Origin of the sequence: Amycolatopsis sp. NPDC001319, from assembly GCF_042896185.1 — a bacterium.
Classification (GTDB): domain Bacteria; phylum Actinomycetota; class Actinomycetes; order Mycobacteriales; family Pseudonocardiaceae; genus Amycolatopsis.
The window spans coordinates 26,504-43,734 of sequence record NZ_JBIAWY010000012.1 but is presented as its reverse complement, the minus strand read 5'-3'; the positions used below and the strand labels follow the sequence as shown (position 1 = coordinate 43,734).

Genomic DNA, 17,231 nt, shown 5'->3' with positions numbered 1-17,231 from the left:
CTCCTCGAGGACGGGCAGGGTGCGGCAGGTGAGGATCACGGAGTGGCGAGCACGCGCAGGACGTCTCGCACGCTCCTCGCCTCGGGCAGTGCGGCGGCGCAGTCGACCGCCCGCTGGAGCGCCGCCTCATCGCCCAGCAGGTCACGCAGCAGCACGAGAGTCCGCTCGTGGTCGAAGGGCTCGTGGGCGGCGTCGCCGACTGGGTTGGCGACCTCGTGCCGCAGGACCCGGCCGTCGGTCAGCGTCAGCTCGACGGCCGCGCCGCGGGCGTCGGGCAGGCCGGCGTCGAACTCGGTGCCCGAGACGACCTCGACCCGCTCGGCCAGTGCGGCGAACCGGTCCTCCCGCGAGCGGTCGAAGCCGTCGGGAGCGACGCGGCCATCGAGCAGGGCGGTCGTCACCACGTAGGGAATCGAGAACATGGCGGCCAGCCGGTTGCTCCATCGGGTGCGGCCGAGCGCTGCCGCCATCGAGTACGTCGTGACCCGCACCCGGGTGATGTCGCTGCCGGCGAGCCCGTCCTGGTGCAGTCGTCCTCGCAACACGAGGGTGGCATCCGCGCTGGGGTGGGTGAAGGCGCACGAGGCGTGCCGTTTGAAGTAGCCGAGCCCGATGTCCCAGCGCAGGCCGAGCTGCTCGACCAGGGCGACCGGGTCGAACGTGCCGAGCAACCCGCCCAGGCTGTGGGCGGCGATGCCGGTGGCGTGCGCGATCCCGGCCTTGGCCAGTCGCGCGGCGGCGAGCCCGGCCACGTTGCTGGCGCCCATCCACTCGTTGCGCACCGCGTTGCCGTCGAGTGCCGCGGAGAAGGGCCCGGCGATCGGCATGCCGCTCGCGGTGTCGACGGCGGCGGCGATCCCCGCGGTGTCGAGACCGAGGAGCTTGGCGCAGCCCGCGGCTGCGCCGGTGACGCCCCAGTTGCCGTGCGGGTGCAGACCCGGCGCGCCGCGGCTGGCGCGGCCGTACCGCGCGGCGACCTCGTAGGCGACGAGCAGGGCCGTCGCGGTGGCCGGACCGTCCGTGTCGAGCGCGCAGGCGAGTGCCAGGACCGCCGGGAAGCCGTGCGCGGCGGGGTGGCCGGCCGCGAACTTGTTGCCCTCGTCCATCTCCAGGCTCACCAGCGCCGTGGCGTTGAGCCAGGCCGCGGCCTCGACCGTGGTCTCGACCCCGGTCCCGAAGACCGGTACCGGTCCGGGTGAGGGCGCCCAGGCGTCCACGAGTGCGGCGCGCTCGGGAAGCCGAGCACCCAGGACCGTGACTCCGAAGGTGTCGAGCAGGACCAGACGCAGCCGCTCTCGCACGTTCTCGGGTACGGCGTCCCACCTCAGCGCGCCGGCCCAGCCGGCGAGCCGGTCGAGGGCCTCGAGCGCCGCCTGCTGATCCGGGTCGAGCCCGACTTCGTTCGCTTGATCCGTACCGGGATCAACGGTAACCGTCTTCCCCACCTTCTCCGTCGTTTCGTTCACAGGCCGAGGTAGGCCTTCTTGACCCGCTCGTCGCCGGCCAGCTCCTTGCCCGGGCCTTCGAGCGCGATGGTGCCGCTCTCGAGCACGTAGGCCCGGTCGGAGATCGAGAGCGCCTGAGCGGCGTTCTGCTCGATCAGGAGAACCGAGACACCCGTGTCGCGGATGGCCGCGACGGCCTTCAGCACGTCCCAGGTCAGCTTCGGCGAGAGGCCGGTCGACGGTTCGTCGAGCATCAGCAGCCGCGGCTTCGCCATGAGGGCCCGGCCGATGGCGAGCATCTGCTGCTGGCCGCCGCTCATGCTCTGGGCCGCCTGCTTGCGGCGCTCGGCCAGGATCGGGAACAGCTCGAAGATCCGCTCCAGCTCCTGCGCCATCCGCACGCCGCGGCGCGTCCACGCGCCCAGGACGAGGTTCTCCTCGACGCTCATGGGGCCGAAGAGGTCGCGATCCTCGGACACCTGCACGATCCCGCGCCGCACGATCTGGTGCGGCCGCAGCCCGGTCAGCGGCTCGCCGTCGTAGGTGACCGCACCGGAGAGCGCACTGATCAGTCCGCTGATCACGCGGAGCGTGGTGGTCTTGCCGGCACCGTTGGCGCCGACGACGGAGACCAGTTCCCCCGGCCTGACCCGCAGGCTCATGTCGTGGAGGATCTGCAGCTTGCCGTAGCCGGCAGCGATGTTGTCGAGCTCAAGCACCAGGCAGCTCCTGTCCGAGATAGGCCTCCACGACCGTCGGGTCCGCGACCACTTCCGCGGGCTCGCCCGAGGCGATCACCCGTCCGCGGTCGAAGACGACGACAGAGTCGGAGAGCTGCATGACGGCCTGCATGATGTGTTCGACGAACACGAGCGTCAGGCCCTCCGACTCACGCAGGCGGGCGAGCAGGTCGACGACGGGCGCCCGTTCGGCGGGCACGAGGCCGGCCAGGACCTCGTCGAGCAGCAGCAGCCGCGGACGGGTGGCGAGCACCCGGGCCAGCTCGAGCCGCTTCAGCGCAGCTGTGTGCAGCGAGTCGGACACCGCGTCCGCCCAGGCCGCCATGCCGGTCGCTTCGATGACCTCGTGCGCGTGGTGATGGGCGCTGCGGTGATTGCCGCCCCGCGACAGTGCTGCCGCGACGACGTTCTCCCGGACCGTCATGGAGCCGAACGGACGCATCAGCTGGAACGTTCGCGCCATGCCGAGCCGCGAGATCCGGTGCGGCGACATCCCGCTCACGTCCTTGCCGAAGAGCTTCACATGGCCGGTGTCCGGCCGCAGTGCGCCGGCGATGACGTTGAAGAACGTCGTCTTGCCCGCGCCGTTCGGCCCGATGATGCCGACGATCGAACCTTCGGCGACGTCGATCTCGACCTCGCTGAGTGCATGGACGCCACGGAAGGACTTGCTCACGTCGCGTACTTCGAGAGCGGTGCTCATCGGCGCTTCCACCAATCGCGGATCGATCCGACGATGCCTTTGGGCAGGACGAGGGCGATCACGATCAGCAGGATCGAGTAGAGCACCACGTCCAGCCCGCCCCGGCCCGAGAGGAATTCCAGGAAAGCGGGCGGGTTGCGCAGCCAGCCGGCCGTCAGGTCCGAGAGCGGGCCGAGGATCAGTGCGCCGACGAGCGGGCCCCACAGGGTGGCGACGCCGCCGATGACCGCCGGGGCGATGGCCTGGACCGACTGGGCCTGGCCGAACGCGATGTCGGGATCGACGAACATGAAGTACTGCGCGTAGAACATGCCGGCGACGGACGTGATCGCCGCGGAGAGCGCCATCGTGGTCAGCTTGACCCGCATGACGTTGACGCCCAGCGCGTCGGCCGCGTCCTCGTTGTCGCGCACGGCGACCGTGTGGATGCCGGTGCGCGACCGGAGGTAGAACATCGTGATCAGCAGGCAGATCACGACCAGCGCGAGGCCGATGTAGTAGTACTGCGGCGCATTGGCGGCGAACTGCAGCATCGACCACGAGTTGTCGGGCAGCAGCGGGACGTGGAACCCGGTGGTGCCGTTGACCCAGCTGGTGTTGGTCGCGAGCAACCGCAGCATCTCGGCGAAGGCGAACGTGGCGAGCGCGAAGTAGGCACTGCGCAGCTTGTAGCGGAAGGCGAGGTAGCCGATGCAGATGGCCACGAGTGCCGCCAGCATCGCTCCGACGACCAGCGAGATCCACGGCGACCAGCCGAAGTGCTCCAGGAGGTAGACGTCGGTGTACGCGCCGATGCCGAAGAACGCCGCGTGCCCGAAGCTGAACATGCCACCGTAGCCGCTCATCAGGTTCCAGCCGATCGCCATGATCGCGAAGATCAGCACCCGGACCGCGATGGTCTGGCTCGACTCGGGCAGGAGTGCGGGAGCGAAAGCGGCCAGCACGGTGATGACGACCAGGATGATCAGGGACCGCTGGATCGACTGGCGGCGATTCTGGATCGCCGCTGATCCCGGTCGCGTCTCGGTGGTGACGGTCATGATGACGTGGCTCCGAAGATGCCCTGCGGACGGATCAGCAGGATGAGCAGGAACAGGATGAAAACGCCCAGCAGGGGGCTCTGACCGGCGATCGCGACACCGCCCAGCTGCTCGACCAGGCCGACGATCACACCGCTGATGACGGCGCCCATCACGTTGCCCAGCCCGCCCATCACGACGACGACGAAGGCGAGGATGTTGAACTGGTCGCCGGCGGTCGGGGTGATCGTGGTGAACGGCGCGATGAGCATGCCGGCCGCCCCGGCACAGGCGGTGCCCAGGCCGAAGGTGACCGCGTAGACGAGCCGCACGTCGATGCCGACCAGTCCCGCCCCCTGCCGGCTGGCGGCGACAGCGCGGATCGCCCGGCCGAACGAGGTGCGCTCCAGCAGCAGGAAGACCAGCACGGCCAGTACCAGGGCGCCGCCGAGGGCGATGACCCGGGAGAGGTTGGCGACGGCGCCGAACACGTGCACGCCGGGGTCGCTCTTCAGGTTCGCCGACAGCGGGTCGCCGCCGAAGACCAGCAGTAGGACATTGCTGATCAGCAGCGACAGGCCGAGGGTGATCAGCAGCTGGCGCTCGAGCGTGCCGCCCATCGTGCGGTTGAGGAGCAGGAGCTGGATCAGGACGCCGAGCACGAAGAGCCCGAGGATCGCGACCGGGAGGGCGATGTAGGGGTTCAGCCCGGCCTGGTGCGCCACCTCGTAAGTGATGTAGAGACCAACGGCGAGGAAGGCACCGTGCGCGAAGTTGACGATGTCGAGCACGCCGAAGACGAGGGTGAGGCCCATCGCGAGCAGGCTGTAGACACCGCCGGAAATGATGCCGGTGAGCAGCGCCTGGCCGGTGATGCCCATGCTGCCCGAGCGCAGCAGCGCGGCGATGAAGAGAACGACCAGCAAGGCGCCCGTCACGACCAGCGGCGTCGAATGGCGCAGGCTCAGCCGCGACGTGGCGCGGCTACCGCCCCGGAGGGCGGTCCCGTCCTTCGACGGAACCGCCCCTCCGGCGTTCGTCGGGCCGGTCACTGGCCCGGGTTCGCGGGGTAGACGGGGCTCTTGACCGCAGCGGACTGCGGATAGACCACGACCGGAGCACCGTTCTGGACCTGGGTCAGCACGGGCAGCGAGGTGGAGTTCTCGCCCTTGTCGCTGAACTTGATCGGGCCGTCGGAGAGAGTCAGCGGCGTCAGGTTGGTCTGTGCGATCGCGTCGCGAACCTTCGACGCGTCGGTCGAGCCGGCCTTCTCGAGCGCTGCCGCGATGACACGAACCGAGTCGTAGGCGAGGGCCGCGCCGGTGCGCGCCTCGTCTTTGTAGGTCGTCTTGTAAAGGGCGCTGAACGCCTTCGCGTCGGCGCTCTTGTCGTCGAAGTGGTAGTTCACGTCGAAGTACCCCTGGGAAGCCGAACCGGCGTCGGTCGGGAACTGCGGCTGGTCGAACGCACCGTCGGCTGCGCCGACCACGGCATCGAGGGCCGGCTTGACCGTCTGGATCGCCTTCGCGGCGAGGACGCCGTCGCGGTAGTAGCCCGAGACGACGAGGACGTTCGCGCCGCTCGCCTTGACCTGGGCGATCTGGGTGGTCAGATCGGAGACGCTGGCCGCGTCATAGGTGATCTCCGGACCCATCTGGAGGCCGCTCTTCTGAGCCTCGGCCTTGAACGCCTGGTAGACCCCGGTGCCGAACGCCGTGGCCTCGTGCAGGTAGGCGACCTTGGTGACCGGGCGATTCGCCGCCTCGGAGATGGCCTTGACGTACTGGGCCGCGGTCGTGCCGAACCGCGAGTTCTGCGGCTGCATGCGGAACGAGTATTTGTAGCCGTGCGAGAGGATCGCGTCGTCGCCCGAGATGTCCATGACGAAGGGGACCTTGTTGCGCTCGGCGACGGCCGCGACATTGGCGCTCACGGCGCTCTGGTAGGTGCCGACCAGGGCGACGACGCCGTCACCGACGAGGCGCTGGGCCTCGCTCTGGCCGGTGTCGGGCGTGCCCTTGGTGTCACCCCCGTCCAGCTCGAGCTTGGCGCCACCGAGCGCTTTGATGCCGCCGGCGTCGTTGATGGCCTTGATACCGAGCTTCACGCCGTTCTCGAGCTGGGTTCCGTCGCCCGCGTTGGCACCCGAGAGGGGGTGCAGGGTGCCGATCTTGATGACCTTGGCGTCCCCGCTCGAACCGCCGCTGCCGCCGCCCGCACAGCCGGCGAGGAGTACGGCCCCGGAGCCGACCGCGGCGACCAGCTTCACGAAGGATCTTGTACGCATCCTGATGACTCCTGATCTTGATGAAGAGTGGCGCTGTGATCGTTCCGCTAATCGGAACACCCCGATCAAGTTGCGCTGACTGTGGCATGTGGTCGTACTCACGTCAAGTGGTACATCGATGATTGAGGTCACGTGCACTTCGCGACCGCAGAGCCGGACTCCAGGCAGAGCGCAGGTTTCGCCTGGGCATTGACTCCCGACGGGACGGCAGCCAGACTTGTTCCGTCTACAGAAACGCAGTTGTAACACTGGCTTCCGGCGGTGGCGGCCGGCCGCGCGCGTCCCGTGCGCGGCGCCCCCCGCGGTCCTGTGCCCCGGCTATCGAGGAGATCCCCGTGGAGAGCGCGTCACCGCCCGTGCCGACAGCCGGCGCCGGCCTCGCCGCGCGCCTGGGCACCTTCGCGGCAAGTATCCGCGAGCCCGCGGCCCCGGACGCGGTACGGCACCGGGTACGGGCGCTCGTCGCCGACGTGGTGGCCACGGCGGCCGCCGGTCTGGCCCGGCCCGACATCGCGGTTCTCCAGGCCACCTACGCGATCGGTGCCGGCCCCAGCAGCGTGCTGGGCCACCGGACGGGTTTCCCACCGGCCCAGGCGGCATTCCTCAACGCGATGCCGGTCGCGCGCGAGCAGCTCCAGGACGGGCACCGGCGCGCTCGCGGCCATCCGGCATCCCACGTGGTGCCGGCCGTTCTCGCTGCCGCCGAGGCCTGCGGCGCCGATGGCCCAGCGACGCTGTCGGCCGTGCTGGCCGGCTACGAGACGGGCGTGCGGATCGGCCTCGCGATGGGCGGGACCCCGGCCGGGGTCCACGACATCGGGACCTGGGCGACGCTCGGGGCCGCGGCCGGCGTTGCCCACGTGCTCAGCGGTGGCGACGCGGAGACCATTGCCGGGGCCATCGACTCGTGTGCCGCGCTGACCACGGTGCCCGACGCGCCGGGGGTCTTCGACGGCTGGACCAGCCAGAACCTCTACCTCGCCTGCGCGGCACAGACCGCGGTCATCCACGGCCAGGCGGCCGCGGCGGGCCTCCGGGCGCAGCCGGGAACACTGGAACGCCACTTCGCCCGCTGGGTCGCGGCCGACCAGGGCGGATTCTCCGAGCGGCTGATCGCACTGGTCGCCGCCGGCGACTGGACCATCACCCAGGGGTACCTCAAGCGCCACCCCACCTGCGCCCTGCTGCACGGCGTCAACGACGCCGTCGAGGACCTCGCGACCCGTCCTTACCGGCCCGAAGAGATCGCCGCGGTCACGGTCCGCACCTACGCCGCGGCGGCCGCGTTCGACAACGTGCTGCCCCGCAGTGAAATGGCCGCCCGGTTCAGCATCCCGTGGAGCGTGGCCGCCGGTCTGGTCCTGGGCACACTGCGGACCCACGCGTTCGAGTCCGGCACCCTCCGCGTCACCGCGGTGCGGGATCTGGCGGCTCGGGTGCGGGTGGAACACGACCGGACCCTCGACGCCGGGTATCCGGCGGGGCGCCCGGCCACGGTCACCGTGCGGTTCACCGACGGCACCCAGCTCACCGCGTCACGCGACGGCGCCCCCCGCGGTGACGGGCCTGACGCGGTCGACGACCCGGTGGTCGGTCAAAAGGCCGCGACGCTGCTGACCGACGCCGTCGGTGAGAGCGGGGCGCGGGCAGTGCTCGCTGCCGTGGCCTCTCTCGGCCAGGACGGCCCGATCCCGTTCGGCCTCGTGCTGCGCACGCTCGACGTACGACGGCCGTCGTGAAAATCGGCACCGGCCGCACCGGCCGGCCCCCGGGCCCCTCGGGTATCGCGCCGGGAGCGCGATCCGCGGATCTGACGGGCGAACGTGATCCGCGCCGACCTTGCCTCGTTTCGTGAGGCCGAACTTGTCCGGAAGAAAAGGGGATCCTGTGGTTCGCGAACGGACGGTCGAGACTCCGGGAGGTACCGAGGCCGCGGACCGGGTCGCCGACGTCCTCCTCCTCTTCGCGCGGTCCGACAGTCCGCTCGGGGTATCCCAGATCGCCCGTGACCTGTCCCTCAGCAAGGCCGTCGTCCACCGGATCCTGCAGTCCCTGGTTTCCCGCTCACTGGCCAAGGTGGCGCCCGGTGGGTCGTCCTATGTGCTCGGACCGGCGGCGCTGGGTCTCTCGGCGCGGGCGTGGAGCCAGATCGACGTGCGCAGCATCGCCTCGCCGATCCTTCGTCGGCTGCGAGACACCACCCGGGAGACCACGACTCTCTCGGTGCTCGTCGGCAACGAGCGGATCTACCTCGACCAGTTCGAATCTCCCGAGGAGGTGAAGATGGTCATCGAGATCGGGCCGCGTTACCCCCTGCACTCCGGTGCTTCGAGTCGCGCGATCCTCGCCTTCCTCTCGCTCTCCCTCATCGACGAGGCGGTCCGCCAGCTGCGCGCGCGGCGCGCCGGTCTGGACGAGAACGCCTACCGCGACGGCCTGGACCGGGTTCGCGAGCACGGATATGCCACGTCCATCAACGAGCGCAACACCGGCGCCGCCTCCATCGCCGCACCGTTCTTCGACTCGGCCGGCAACGTGATGGGCTCCATCAGCTCCTCCGGTCCGGCCTTCCGCTACGCGATCGAGGACCACGAGGAGCACGCGGCGCTTGTGGTCGAGGCGTCGCACGCCATCACCCAGCGTCTGCGCGGCTGACCCAGCCCCCGACCCGACAGCCCAGCAGGAGACACCGTGCTGCCCCGCTCGTTCCTCTACGTTCCCGCCTCACGCCCGTCGCTGTTCGCCAAGGCCTCGACCGGGGCGGCCGACGCCGTCATCCTCGACCTCGAGGACGCGGTGCCGGTCGCCGAGAAGAGCGCGGCCCGCGGCGCGGTCGCCGCCTGGCTGGGCCGGGACCGCCAGGCCCCGGGAGCCGAGGCCGGCGCCCAGACCTGGGTCCGGGTCGACGCGGATCGGCTCGCCGATGATCTCGAAGCCGTCGTCCGTCCTGGCCTCGACGGCATCGTGCTGGCCAAGTGCTCCCCCAAGTCCATGAGCGAGCTCGCCGCGCGGCTCGACGGAGCCGAAGCCGAGCAGGACCTGCCCCCGGTGCCCGTCGTCGGGCTGGTCGAGGACGCGGCTTCGGTGCTCGCCCTCGGCGAGCTCGCCGCCCATCCCCGCCTCACGACACTCGGCCTGGGCGAGGTGGACCTGCTCGCCGCCCTCCGGATCGCCCGCACCACCGCGACCGCTGACGCGATCACCCAGCTCAGACTCCAGGTCGTGCTCCACTGCGCCGCCGCGGGCCTCGCCGCACCGGTGGCGCCCACGTCGGTCGACTTTCGCGACCTCGACGCCTTCCGGCGAACGACCCGGGAGCTGGCCGACCTCGGCTTCCGCTCACGAACCGCCATCCATCCCGCCCAGGTCCCCGTGATTCACGAGGTGCTGGCCCCCACCGCCGAGGCGGTGGCCGCGGCGCGTGACGTCCTCGATCGGTTCTCCGCGGCCCAGGGCGGAGTGACGCTGGATGCCGCGGGACGGTTGATCGACGCAGCCGTGATCAGATCGGCCCGGGAGACGCTCGCACGCCGTCGGGATGACTGAGGGACCGGCCGGCGCCTGACGGCGCCGACCGGTCCCCCTGGGAGATCTTGGATATCGGTGCGTCAGGCCTGACCCGAGCGCTTCACGAACCGGCCCGTCGGGGTGCCGACGATCTTCTCCGCACGCAAGACCTCGGTGCCGCGGACCCAGGTGTCGGTCACCTTGGCCGTCAGCTCGAAGCCCTCGAACGGGGTGTACTCCTGCGTGGAGAGCGAGTCCTGCGCGTGCACGGTGTAGTCGACCGTGTCGTCGAGCAGGCAGAAGTCGGCGTCGTACCCGACGGCGAGATCACCCTTGCCGCGCAGCCCGAACCGCTCGGCCGGGCTCTTGGCGACGAGTTCGGCGATGCGCGGGTAGGACAGACCACGCTTGCGGCCTTCACTGACCATGCCCGCCAGCAGGTACTCGGTGCCGCCGAAGCCGGATTTGGCCACGAAAACGTCCTCGCGGGGCTCGCCGAACTTGGTCTCGTCGCGGCAGCACGCGTGATCCGAGGTGACCCACGAGAAGTGGCCGGCCAGCAGGTGTTCCCACAACGACTCGACGTCTTCGCGGGAGCGAAGCGGCGGGTTGACCTTGCCGCCGAGGTTGGCGGTCGTGAAGTCGGCGAGCAGGTGGCCGACCGTCACCTCGCGGCGGAAGTCGATGTGCGGGAAGGTCTCCTGCATCATCATGGCGGCCTCGATCGCCTTGCGCGAGGTCAGGTGCAGCAGGTTGATCTTGGGCAGCTCGGTCTCGTGGGCCAGGTAGGAAGCGATGGTGATCGCCAGGCCCTCCGAGTGCGGCGGCCGCGAGGCGCTGTACGCCTCGAGGCCGGTCAGCTTGCCCTCCTGCTCGACCAGCTTGGTGTAGGCCCGCATGATCTCCGCCGTCTCGCAGTGCAGCGACAGCGAGATGTTCTCGCGGTCGGCAGCGAACCGGGGGTCGCGACGCGCCTTCTCGATGCCCCGCATCACGAACTCGAAGTGGGCCAGGTCGTAGGACTCGTCCTCGGGGATCATGAGGAACGAGCTCTGGTCGCTCGAGCGGCCGTGCAGCCCGTGGCTGCCGTAGAACATGAAGATCTTGAACGAGGGCACCCCGAACTCCCCGATCAGGTCGGGGATCTCGTCGATGTGCTCCTTGAGGATCGGCGCCACGTGGAACGCGTAGTCGATGAAGGAGCGGCCCTCGGCGGCTGCCAGCACGTCGGGGAACACTTCGCGGTACGGCCCGGTCCGGTTCATGTAGTAGGCACCGGTGCGGATGTAGGTGATGCCGGTCGTGACACCGCCCTGCGCCGAGGCCTGGCTCTCCGAGCTGGTGTCCTCGCCGAGTTCGTTGTAGATGCCCCAGTGCTGGTGGACGTCCACCACACCGGGGAAGAGGTGCTTGCCGGCGGCGTCGACCGTCTCGGCTGCGCGCTCGGAGTCGATGCTCGGCTCGAAGGCGGCGAACTTGCCGTCCTTGACGGCGACGTCGAGGCGCTCGGGGGCATCGCTCGCGGGGCGCACCACCTGGGCGTTACGGATCACCAAGTCGAATTCAGCCATTTTCCCTCATCCTTCGGTTGTTCGTCCTACGTGCGAGCGGGGTCGTCGACCTTCGTCAGGGAAGCGAGCAGCTCCATGAGGTCGGTGCAGTCCTCGAGCGTGCGGCAGGCCGCCGCGAGTTCGTCGGCCCGATCGGGAGGCAGCACCCGCCGGGCGTTGTCGTGGAACTTGGCGGCCAGCTCTTCGAACGAGAGCGGTCGCTGCGGGCCACCGCGGTTCGTGAACACCTCGGCCACCACCTCGCGGCCGTCCTTGAGCCGCGCCGTGAGCACCGCGGGGAACTGGTGCGGGAAGATCTCCGTGCACCGCTCGTCGGCCGTCACGTCCACCTTCGCCATCAACGCTCTTCGCTCGGGGTCCTGCGCGAGTTCGTCGGTGTAGTCGTCGAGCCCGGCACCGAGACCGGAGCCGCCCAGCAGGCCGAGCACGACCGCGTAGGGACCGCTGAACTGGGCCATGTAGCCGGTCTGCGGCGTCCGCTTCACCTCGATCGGCTCCCCCACCGTGCGCAGGTTCTGCGCCGGTACGCCGAGCTGGAGCGAGACGATGTCCTCGACCCGTACGCCGTCCGCGCGCAGCTGCGCGGCGGCGTCGACGGCCGCGTGCGTGAAATGGTTCGCCGGGTAGGGCTTGAAGAAGATGCCCGGGACCGACCACTCGGTCCCCAGCCCGTCGACGATGGCCGCCGGGTCGAAGATGCCGTGCAGCCAGGCCTGGAAGAAGCCGAACCGGCCCTCGAGCACCGTGGGCGGACCGGTCAGGCCGAGCTTGACCAGCTCCGCCGCGGAGACAGCCGCGTGCGCCGCCCACCCGCAGTGGATCCGCTTGACCGTGCCGCCGGTGCGGTTGGCCTCGATGATGCCCGAGGCCAGCGAGGCCGTGACGCCGAGCGCATCGACGACGGCTTGCTCATCGCCACCGGCGAGCAGCGTCGCCGCGACCGAGGCACCCATCGCGCCGCAGATCGACGTGGCGTGCTGGCCGTGCTCGAAGAAGACGGAGTTGTTGCTCGCCTGGTCGTAACCGGCCATGCCGAGCCGGACGCAGATCTCGATCCCGATCGCGACCGCCCGGATGAGCTCACGACCGTCCGCGCCGGCACGCTCGGCGGCGGCCAGTGCCGCAGGGACGACCGAGGCGCTCGGATGAAGGACCGACGGCAGATGGGTGTCGTCATAGTCGAGGGAGTGAGCGAGGACCCCGTTGACGAAGGCGGCCATGTTGGCGGGCAGCCGGCCGGGCACACCGACGGCCGAGGCGGCGCCCGTCCCGCCCTGGCTGGCGGCCCACTCCCGCGCGGAGCGGCTGGTTTCGAGCGTGCTGGCGGCGGCGGCGATGCCGAGGATGTCGAGCACCCGCATCTTCACGCTCTCCACGACCTCGGCCGGGAGGTCGTCGTAGGACGTGCCGGCCGCGAAGGCGCCGAGCTGCTGGGCCAGGGTCTGCTCGCTCACGCGGTACGCACCGCCAGCGGGCGCACCGGCGACCCGGTCGCGCCGTAGATGTTGAGCGGCACCAGCACGAGCGTGAACTCCGCCCACCCGCGGCCGGCCAGCTCCTCGAGGTCGAGCGCCTCGATGAGATAGATCCCGCTCTCGACGAGCAGGACACGGTGTGCCGGCAGCAGCGCGTGCCCACCGCCGGGCGCGAGCCGCTCGAACGCGATGGTGTCGGCGCCGGCGGCGTGGATGCGCCGCTCGGCGAGCCACTGAGCGCCGGCCTCGCCGACCCCCGGGACCCCGGACGGCCCGCCCACGTAGGCGCCGCCCTCGGCGAACTTCGTGCCCCAGCCGCTGCGGATGAGCACCACGTCTCCCTCACCGACACCGCCGTCCGCGTTCTTGGCGGCCGCTTCCAGGTCGCCGACGGTGATCTCGTAGCCGCCGTCGAGGCAGCCGACTCCGTGCAGTCCCGCGATGTCGAGGAGCACACCACGGCGGATCATCGGCGCGATGGAGTGAACGCCGAGCGCGTCGTACTTGCCACCGACCCCGGCCTGCATCGCGTCGACGCCGCCGAACATGAGCCCGTCGTGCGAGACGTGCGCCAGCGCGTCGATGTGCGTGCCCACGTGGCAGCCCATCGTGATCATGTCATTGGCGGCGCTGCCCCCGTCGGCACGCGTCATGTCGCCGTGGCGGCGCGGCAGGGTGTGCCAGAACTGGGGGTGGTTCGGGGACTGGGGCATGCCGACCCGCAGCTGTCGTCCCAGGTCGACCACGTCCAGCCCGCCCTGAACCGCGCTGAGCAATGCATCGGTCATCGGATGATCCCACTCTCCTTGAGCTCGGCGATCCGGCCGGCCTCGAGGCCGGCCTCGGTCAAGACTTCGTCGGTGTTCTCGCCCAGCCCGCGGCCGGTGAACCTGATCGCCCCCGGCGAAGCGCTCATCCGCCACATCACGTTGTGCTGCAGCAGCGGCCCGAAGTCGGCGTCGTCGACCTCCAGCAGCATCTGCGTCTCCCGCACGTGGGGATCCTCGACCAGGTCGCGGGCGTCGTAGACGGCGGCGACGGCGGCACCGGCCTCGGTGAAGGCGCTGATGACCTCGTCACGGCTGCGCTGCGCGATCCAGCTGCCGACGTAGTCGTCGAGCAGGTCGACGTGCGCCGCCCGGCCGCCGCCGGTGGCGAACCACGGTTCGCTGATCACCTCGGGATGGCCGACCAGCTCCAGCACCCGTTCGGCGATCCGCTGGGCGCTGGTGGAAACGGCCACCCACCCGCCGTCCGAGGTCCGGTAGGTGTTGCGCGGCGCGTTGTTGGTCGACCGGTTGCCATGGCGCTGCTCGACCTCGCCGAGCTGCTGGTAGATCGTCGGACCGGGCCCGACGGCTGCCATGATCGGCTCGAGCAGGCTCATGTCGACGACCTGTCCCTCGCCGGTCCGGTCGCGGTGGCGGAGCGCCATCATCACGGCCGACGAAGCGGCGATCCCGCAGATGCTGTCGGCCAGGCCGAAGGCCGGCAAAGTCGGCGGGCCGTCGGGCTGCCCGGTCAGCGAAGCGAAGCCGCTCATGGCTTCGACGAGCGTGCCGAAGCCGGCCCGGCCTGCGTAGGGACCGGTCTGGCCGAAGCCGGTGAGCCGCACGAGCACCAGCCCGGGGTTCTCGGCGAACAGCGCGTCGGGGCCGATGCCCCACCGCTCGAGGGTCCCCGGACGGAAGTTCTCGACGACGACGTCCGCCGTCTTCGCCAGAGCACGGAACACCTCGCCGCCGCGCTCGTCCTTGAGGTCGAGGGCGACGGTCCGCTTGTTGCGGCTGATCTCCTTCCACCACAGCGGGACGCCGTTCTTGCTCCGGCCGTGGCCGCGCATGTTGTCGCCGTTGCGCGGGTGCTCGATCTTGATCACGTCGGCACCGAAGTCACCGAGGATCTGACAGCAGAACGGGCCCGCCAGGATCGTCGACACGTCGAGCACGCGTAGTCCGTCGAGAGCTGCCGCTGAAGCCACTCGAACCTCGTTCCGTCAGAAGAAACACTCCATCTGGCGACGACTGTAGCCGGAACGGGCGTCCACCTGAAGAGGTCGAGTCGAATCTGCGGACATTGAGGCTATCCCCACATGCAAGCCCGACCAGACCGCTGTGATCACCCGCGGTCGGATCAATGACTTCCCTGTCGATCACGTTCCGCTTGCCGGAACGGAGATGGGCGCGCACCCCGGCGCCGGTAGGTGATCGAGCGGCAGGCCCACCACTTGCGCGGCCGGCGACCGGGAGGTGCGGCGGCTCGACGGCGCCGGCCTCGTCTGGCCGGCGCGCCACGGAGCCGTACTGGTCCGGCGGTGTCCCGAGGGAAGGAGAAGGACGGCCGCGCGGGCCTCGGCGATCCGGTGTCCCAACGGGACGAAATCGTCGGCGCGGCCTTGTCTCACAACGGGATCATGGCTCCCGGCAGAGCTGATGACGGGGCGATCGCAGCGCGACGCCGAGCCTCGCGCGTGTCGCAGCGAGGCCGGCTACATGATCGGGCTCCAGCGTCTGGTCGCCGGCGACGGCCGGAGTCGCGCGAAACGATCGGAAGGTGTGCCGCACTCGCGGGACGGGGCCGGGCTCGGGAGTCACCCTTCCCCCGTCCGGGGCTTGAGTGCCGCGGCAGGTGCGGGGACGGGCGGCTCCTGAACGAAGCCCGCTGTCGAGCCGCGGCGTGACCTCGTCCGTGCCGACCTCGGTTCAGCCCGCCGTTAGGCCACGGCGATCCACCGATGCGGCCGGTCGCCGCAACTTCGACCCGACCGGCTCGACGCCGCCGGCGAACCCGGGGCGTCGATCAGGTCGCCAGGGTGGAAAGCCGGTGTTTACAGGTCCACGTTTCGGTACAGCGAGCCGACCTCACCGCGGTTGAGCCTGCGGATCGTGCCGGGGCGCTGGGCGCCCAGCTGCACGTCGCCGATCGCCGTGCGCACGAGCTTGCGCACGGGGTGGCCGGTCGAGGCCATGAGCCGGCGCACGATGTGCTTGCGGCCCTCGTGGATCACGAGCTCGATCATGCTGCGGCCGGAGTGCATGTCCTTCACGCGGAACTGGTCGACCTTCACGATGCCGTCGGGCAGCTCCCAGCCCGCGCGCAGCTCCTTGCCGAGCCCGCGCGGCACGAGACCCTCGACCTCCGCGAAGTAGGTCTTGAGCACGTTGTACGACGGGTGCATCAGCCGGTGGCCGAGGTCGCCGTCGTTGGTGAGCAGCAGCAGGCCTTCGGTGTTCTCGTCGAGCCGGCCCACGTGGACGACGCCGGGGGTCTCCTCCCAGCGGCCGCGCAGGTAGTCGCCGACGCACGGGCGGCCGCGGTCGTCCGACATCGTCGAGTGCACGCCCTTGGGCTTGTTGAAGGCGAGGTACACGAGGTCGTCGCGCAGGTTCACGCGCGTGCCGTCGACGTGGATCACGGCCTCGACCGGGTCGACGCGGCGGCCCAGCTCGGTGACGATCTGGCCGTCCACCTCCACCCGGCCCTCCACGATCAGGTCCTCGGCCGCGCGCCGCGAGGCGATGCCGGCCTGGGAGAGGACCTTCTGCAGCCGGACGCCGTCGGGGTGCTGGTCAGATGTCATCGATGGTGTCCACTTCGGGTAGCAGCGGAGCGATCGGGGGCAGGTCGTTCAGCGACGACAGCCCCAGTCGCTCCAGGAACAGCTCGGTCGTCACGTACAGCGTGCCCGTCGTCTCCGGGTCGGTGCCCATCTCTTCGATGAGGCCGCGGGCCAGCAGGGTGCGGATCACGCCGTCGACGTTGACCCCGCGCACCGCGGCGACCCTGGCCCTGGTCACCGGCTGCCGGTACGCGATCACGGCGAGGCTCTCCAGCGCGGCCCGGGTCAGCTTCGACCGCTGGCCGTCGAGCAGGAGCTTCTCCACGAACGGGGCGTACGTGTCCCTAGTGTAGAACCGCCACCCCTCACCGACGCGCCGCAGGTCGATCCCGCTGCCCCGCTCGGTGAGCCGCTGCGCCATCGTCCGCAGCGCGACGGTGACCCGCGCCACCGGCTGATCCACGGTGTCGGCCAGCATCTGCTCCCCCGCCGGCGAGTCGACCACGAGCAGCAGCGCCTCGAGCGCGGCCTCCAGCGCCTCGTCGGACGTCACGTCGGGCAGGTCGCTGACCGGCTCGACACCCTCCTCCGGCTCGGGCTGCTCGGCTCCGGCTGCCGGGTCGACCGGCTCGCCCTCGCCCGATTCGGCTTCGGGGCTCTCGGTGGCAGAGTCGGTTTCCCGCTCGGCGGACTCGGCTTCCGGCTCAGCGCTGGGCTCGCCGGACTCGGCTTCCAACTCGGCGCTGGGCTCGCCGGACTCGGCTTCCAACTCGGCGCTGGGCTCGGTGGACTCGGGCTCCGGGTGTGCCTCGCTCGCCTCGGTGTCGGCGTCCGCCCGGACCTCGGTCGCCTCGGCGGCCTCCGGTTCCGGCTCGGTTTCCGCCTGATCTTCGGTCGCCTCCGGCTCGGCCTCCACCGCGCTCGC

General features: G+C 70.5%; 15 protein-coding genes. 3 read left to right on the top strand and 12 right to left on the bottom strand.

From position 1 onward, the window contains the following. Positions 1-35 precede the first annotated feature (35 nt). Genes ACFY1H_RS37155 through ACFY1H_RS37130 form a run of 6 tightly spaced genes read right to left on the bottom strand, consistent with a single transcriptional unit; the run spans position 36 to position 6,194 of the window. Complete coding sequence (locus tag ACFY1H_RS37155; protein ID WP_386954366.1) at positions 36-1,445, bottom strand: MmgE/PrpD family protein; 1,410 nt, start codon at positions 1,443-1,445, stop codon at positions 36-38. 17 nt (positions 1,446-1,462) lie between these two features. Then, positions 1,463-2,164, bottom strand: a complete 702-nt coding sequence (locus ACFY1H_RS37150; RefSeq protein WP_360587066.1) for an ABC transporter ATP-binding protein — start codon at positions 2,162-2,164, stop codon at positions 1,463-1,465. Continuing rightward, positions 2,157-2,888: an ABC transporter ATP-binding protein gene (locus tag ACFY1H_RS37145; protein ID WP_366588527.1), complete on the bottom strand. Its 732-nt coding sequence runs from the start codon at positions 2,886-2,888 to the stop codon at positions 2,157-2,159. The genes ACFY1H_RS37150 and ACFY1H_RS37145 overlap by 8 nt, the downstream gene beginning before the upstream one ends. Next, positions 2,885-3,928, bottom strand: a complete 1,044-nt coding sequence (locus ACFY1H_RS37140; RefSeq protein ID WP_366588525.1) for a branched-chain amino acid ABC transporter permease — start codon at positions 3,926-3,928, stop codon at positions 2,885-2,887. The genes ACFY1H_RS37145 and ACFY1H_RS37140 overlap by 4 nt, the downstream gene beginning before the upstream one ends. Then, positions 3,925-4,959, bottom strand: coding sequence for a branched-chain amino acid ABC transporter permease (locus ACFY1H_RS37135; protein WP_366588523.1), 1,035 nt, complete (start codon positions 4,957-4,959; stop codon positions 3,925-3,927). The genes ACFY1H_RS37140 and ACFY1H_RS37135 overlap by 4 nt, the downstream gene beginning before the upstream one ends. After that, entirely contained in the window at positions 4,956-6,194 is a 1,239-nt protein-coding gene (locus tag ACFY1H_RS37130) for an ABC transporter substrate-binding protein (protein WP_366588520.1), read from the bottom strand. The genes ACFY1H_RS37135 and ACFY1H_RS37130 overlap by 4 nt, the downstream gene beginning before the upstream one ends. Positions 6,195-6,529: 335 nt before the next feature. Between ACFY1H_RS37130 and ACFY1H_RS37125 the strand changes: the two genes are divergently transcribed. The 3 genes from ACFY1H_RS37125 (at position 6,530) to ACFY1H_RS37115 (ending at position 9,740) form a co-directional block, all read left to right on the top strand. Beyond that, positions 6,530-7,933: an MmgE/PrpD family protein gene (locus tag ACFY1H_RS37125; RefSeq protein ID WP_366588517.1), complete on the top strand. Its 1,404-nt coding sequence runs from the start codon at positions 6,530-6,532 to the stop codon at positions 7,931-7,933. Positions 7,934-8,081: 148 nt separating this feature from the next. Then, a complete protein-coding gene (locus ACFY1H_RS37120; protein ID WP_220241916.1) occupies positions 8,082-8,849 on the top strand; it encodes an IclR family transcriptional regulator in 768 nt (255 codons plus the stop codon). Positions 8,850-8,885: 36 nt separating this feature from the next. Next, the gene (locus tag ACFY1H_RS37115) at positions 8,886-9,740 is read left to right on the top strand and encodes an aldolase/citrate lyase family protein (RefSeq protein ID WP_366588510.1); all 855 of its coding nucleotides are present in this window, start codon (positions 8,886-8,888) and stop codon (positions 9,738-9,740) included. Between the two features lie 62 nt (positions 9,741-9,802). Here ACFY1H_RS37115 and ACFY1H_RS37110 read toward each other — a convergent pair whose 3' ends face one another. The 6 genes from ACFY1H_RS37110 to scpB all read right to left on the bottom strand — a co-directional run bounded on the left by ACFY1H_RS37110 (position 9,803) and on the right by scpB (position 17,075). After that, positions 9,803-11,272 carry a dihydroorotase family protein gene (locus tag ACFY1H_RS37110; RefSeq protein WP_220241918.1) on the bottom strand — a complete coding sequence of 490 codons (1,470 nt, stop codon included), beginning with the start codon at positions 11,270-11,272 and terminating at the stop codon, positions 9,803-9,805. Positions 11,273-11,298: 26 nt separating this feature from the next. Continuing rightward, the gene (locus ACFY1H_RS37105) at positions 11,299-12,726 is read right to left on the bottom strand and encodes an MmgE/PrpD family protein (RefSeq protein WP_366588507.1); all 1,428 of its coding nucleotides are present in this window, start codon (positions 12,724-12,726) and stop codon (positions 11,299-11,301) included. Beyond that, positions 12,723-13,535 (bottom strand): cyclase family protein, encoded by an 813-nt coding sequence (locus tag ACFY1H_RS37100; protein WP_220241920.1) that lies wholly within the window; start codon positions 13,533-13,535, stop codon positions 12,723-12,725. The genes ACFY1H_RS37105 and ACFY1H_RS37100 overlap by 4 nt, the downstream gene beginning before the upstream one ends. Then, positions 13,532-14,728 carry a CaiB/BaiF CoA transferase family protein gene (locus ACFY1H_RS37095; RefSeq protein ID WP_386954356.1) on the bottom strand — a complete coding sequence of 399 codons (1,197 nt, stop codon included), beginning with the start codon at positions 14,726-14,728 and terminating at the stop codon, positions 13,532-13,534. The genes ACFY1H_RS37100 and ACFY1H_RS37095 overlap by 4 nt, the downstream gene beginning before the upstream one ends. 846 nt (positions 14,729-15,574) lie before the next feature. Next, the gene (locus ACFY1H_RS37090) at positions 15,575-16,327 is read right to left on the bottom strand and encodes a pseudouridine synthase (RefSeq protein WP_220241922.1); all 753 of its coding nucleotides are present in this window, start codon (positions 16,325-16,327) and stop codon (positions 15,575-15,577) included. Next, entirely contained in the window at positions 16,317-17,075 is a 759-nt protein-coding gene (scpB, locus tag ACFY1H_RS37085; protein ID WP_386954689.1) for an SMC-Scp complex subunit ScpB, read from the bottom strand. Before scpB ends, ACFY1H_RS37090 begins: the two co-directional genes overlap by 11 nt. Positions 17,076-17,231 lie beyond the last annotated feature (156 nt).

What these genes read in the sequence shown, in the direction of transcription:
- ACFY1H_RS37145 (WP_366588527.1), bottom strand. Translation starts at nt 2,888, where the DNA reads ATGAGCACCGCTCTCGAAGTACGCGACGTGAGCAAGTCCTTCCGTGGC.
- ACFY1H_RS37140 (WP_366588525.1), bottom strand. Translation starts at nt 3,928, where the DNA reads ATGACCGTCACCACCGAGACGCGACCGGGATCAGCGGCGATCCAGAAT.
- ACFY1H_RS37130 (WP_366588520.1), bottom strand. Translation starts at nt 6,194, where the DNA reads ATGCGTACAAGATCCTTCGTGAAGCTGGTCGCCGCGGTCGGCTCCGGG.
- ACFY1H_RS37110 (WP_220241918.1), bottom strand. Translation starts at nt 11,272, where the DNA reads ATGGCTGAATTCGACTTGGTGATCCGTAACGCCCAGGTGGTGCGCCCC.
- ACFY1H_RS37100 (WP_220241920.1), bottom strand. Translation starts at nt 13,535, where the DNA reads ATGACCGATGCATTGCTCAGCGCGGTTCAGGGCGGGCTGGACGTGGTC.
- ACFY1H_RS37090 (WP_220241922.1), bottom strand. Translation starts at nt 16,327, where the DNA reads ATGACATCTGACCAGCACCCCGACGGCGTCCGGCTGCAGAAGGTCCTC.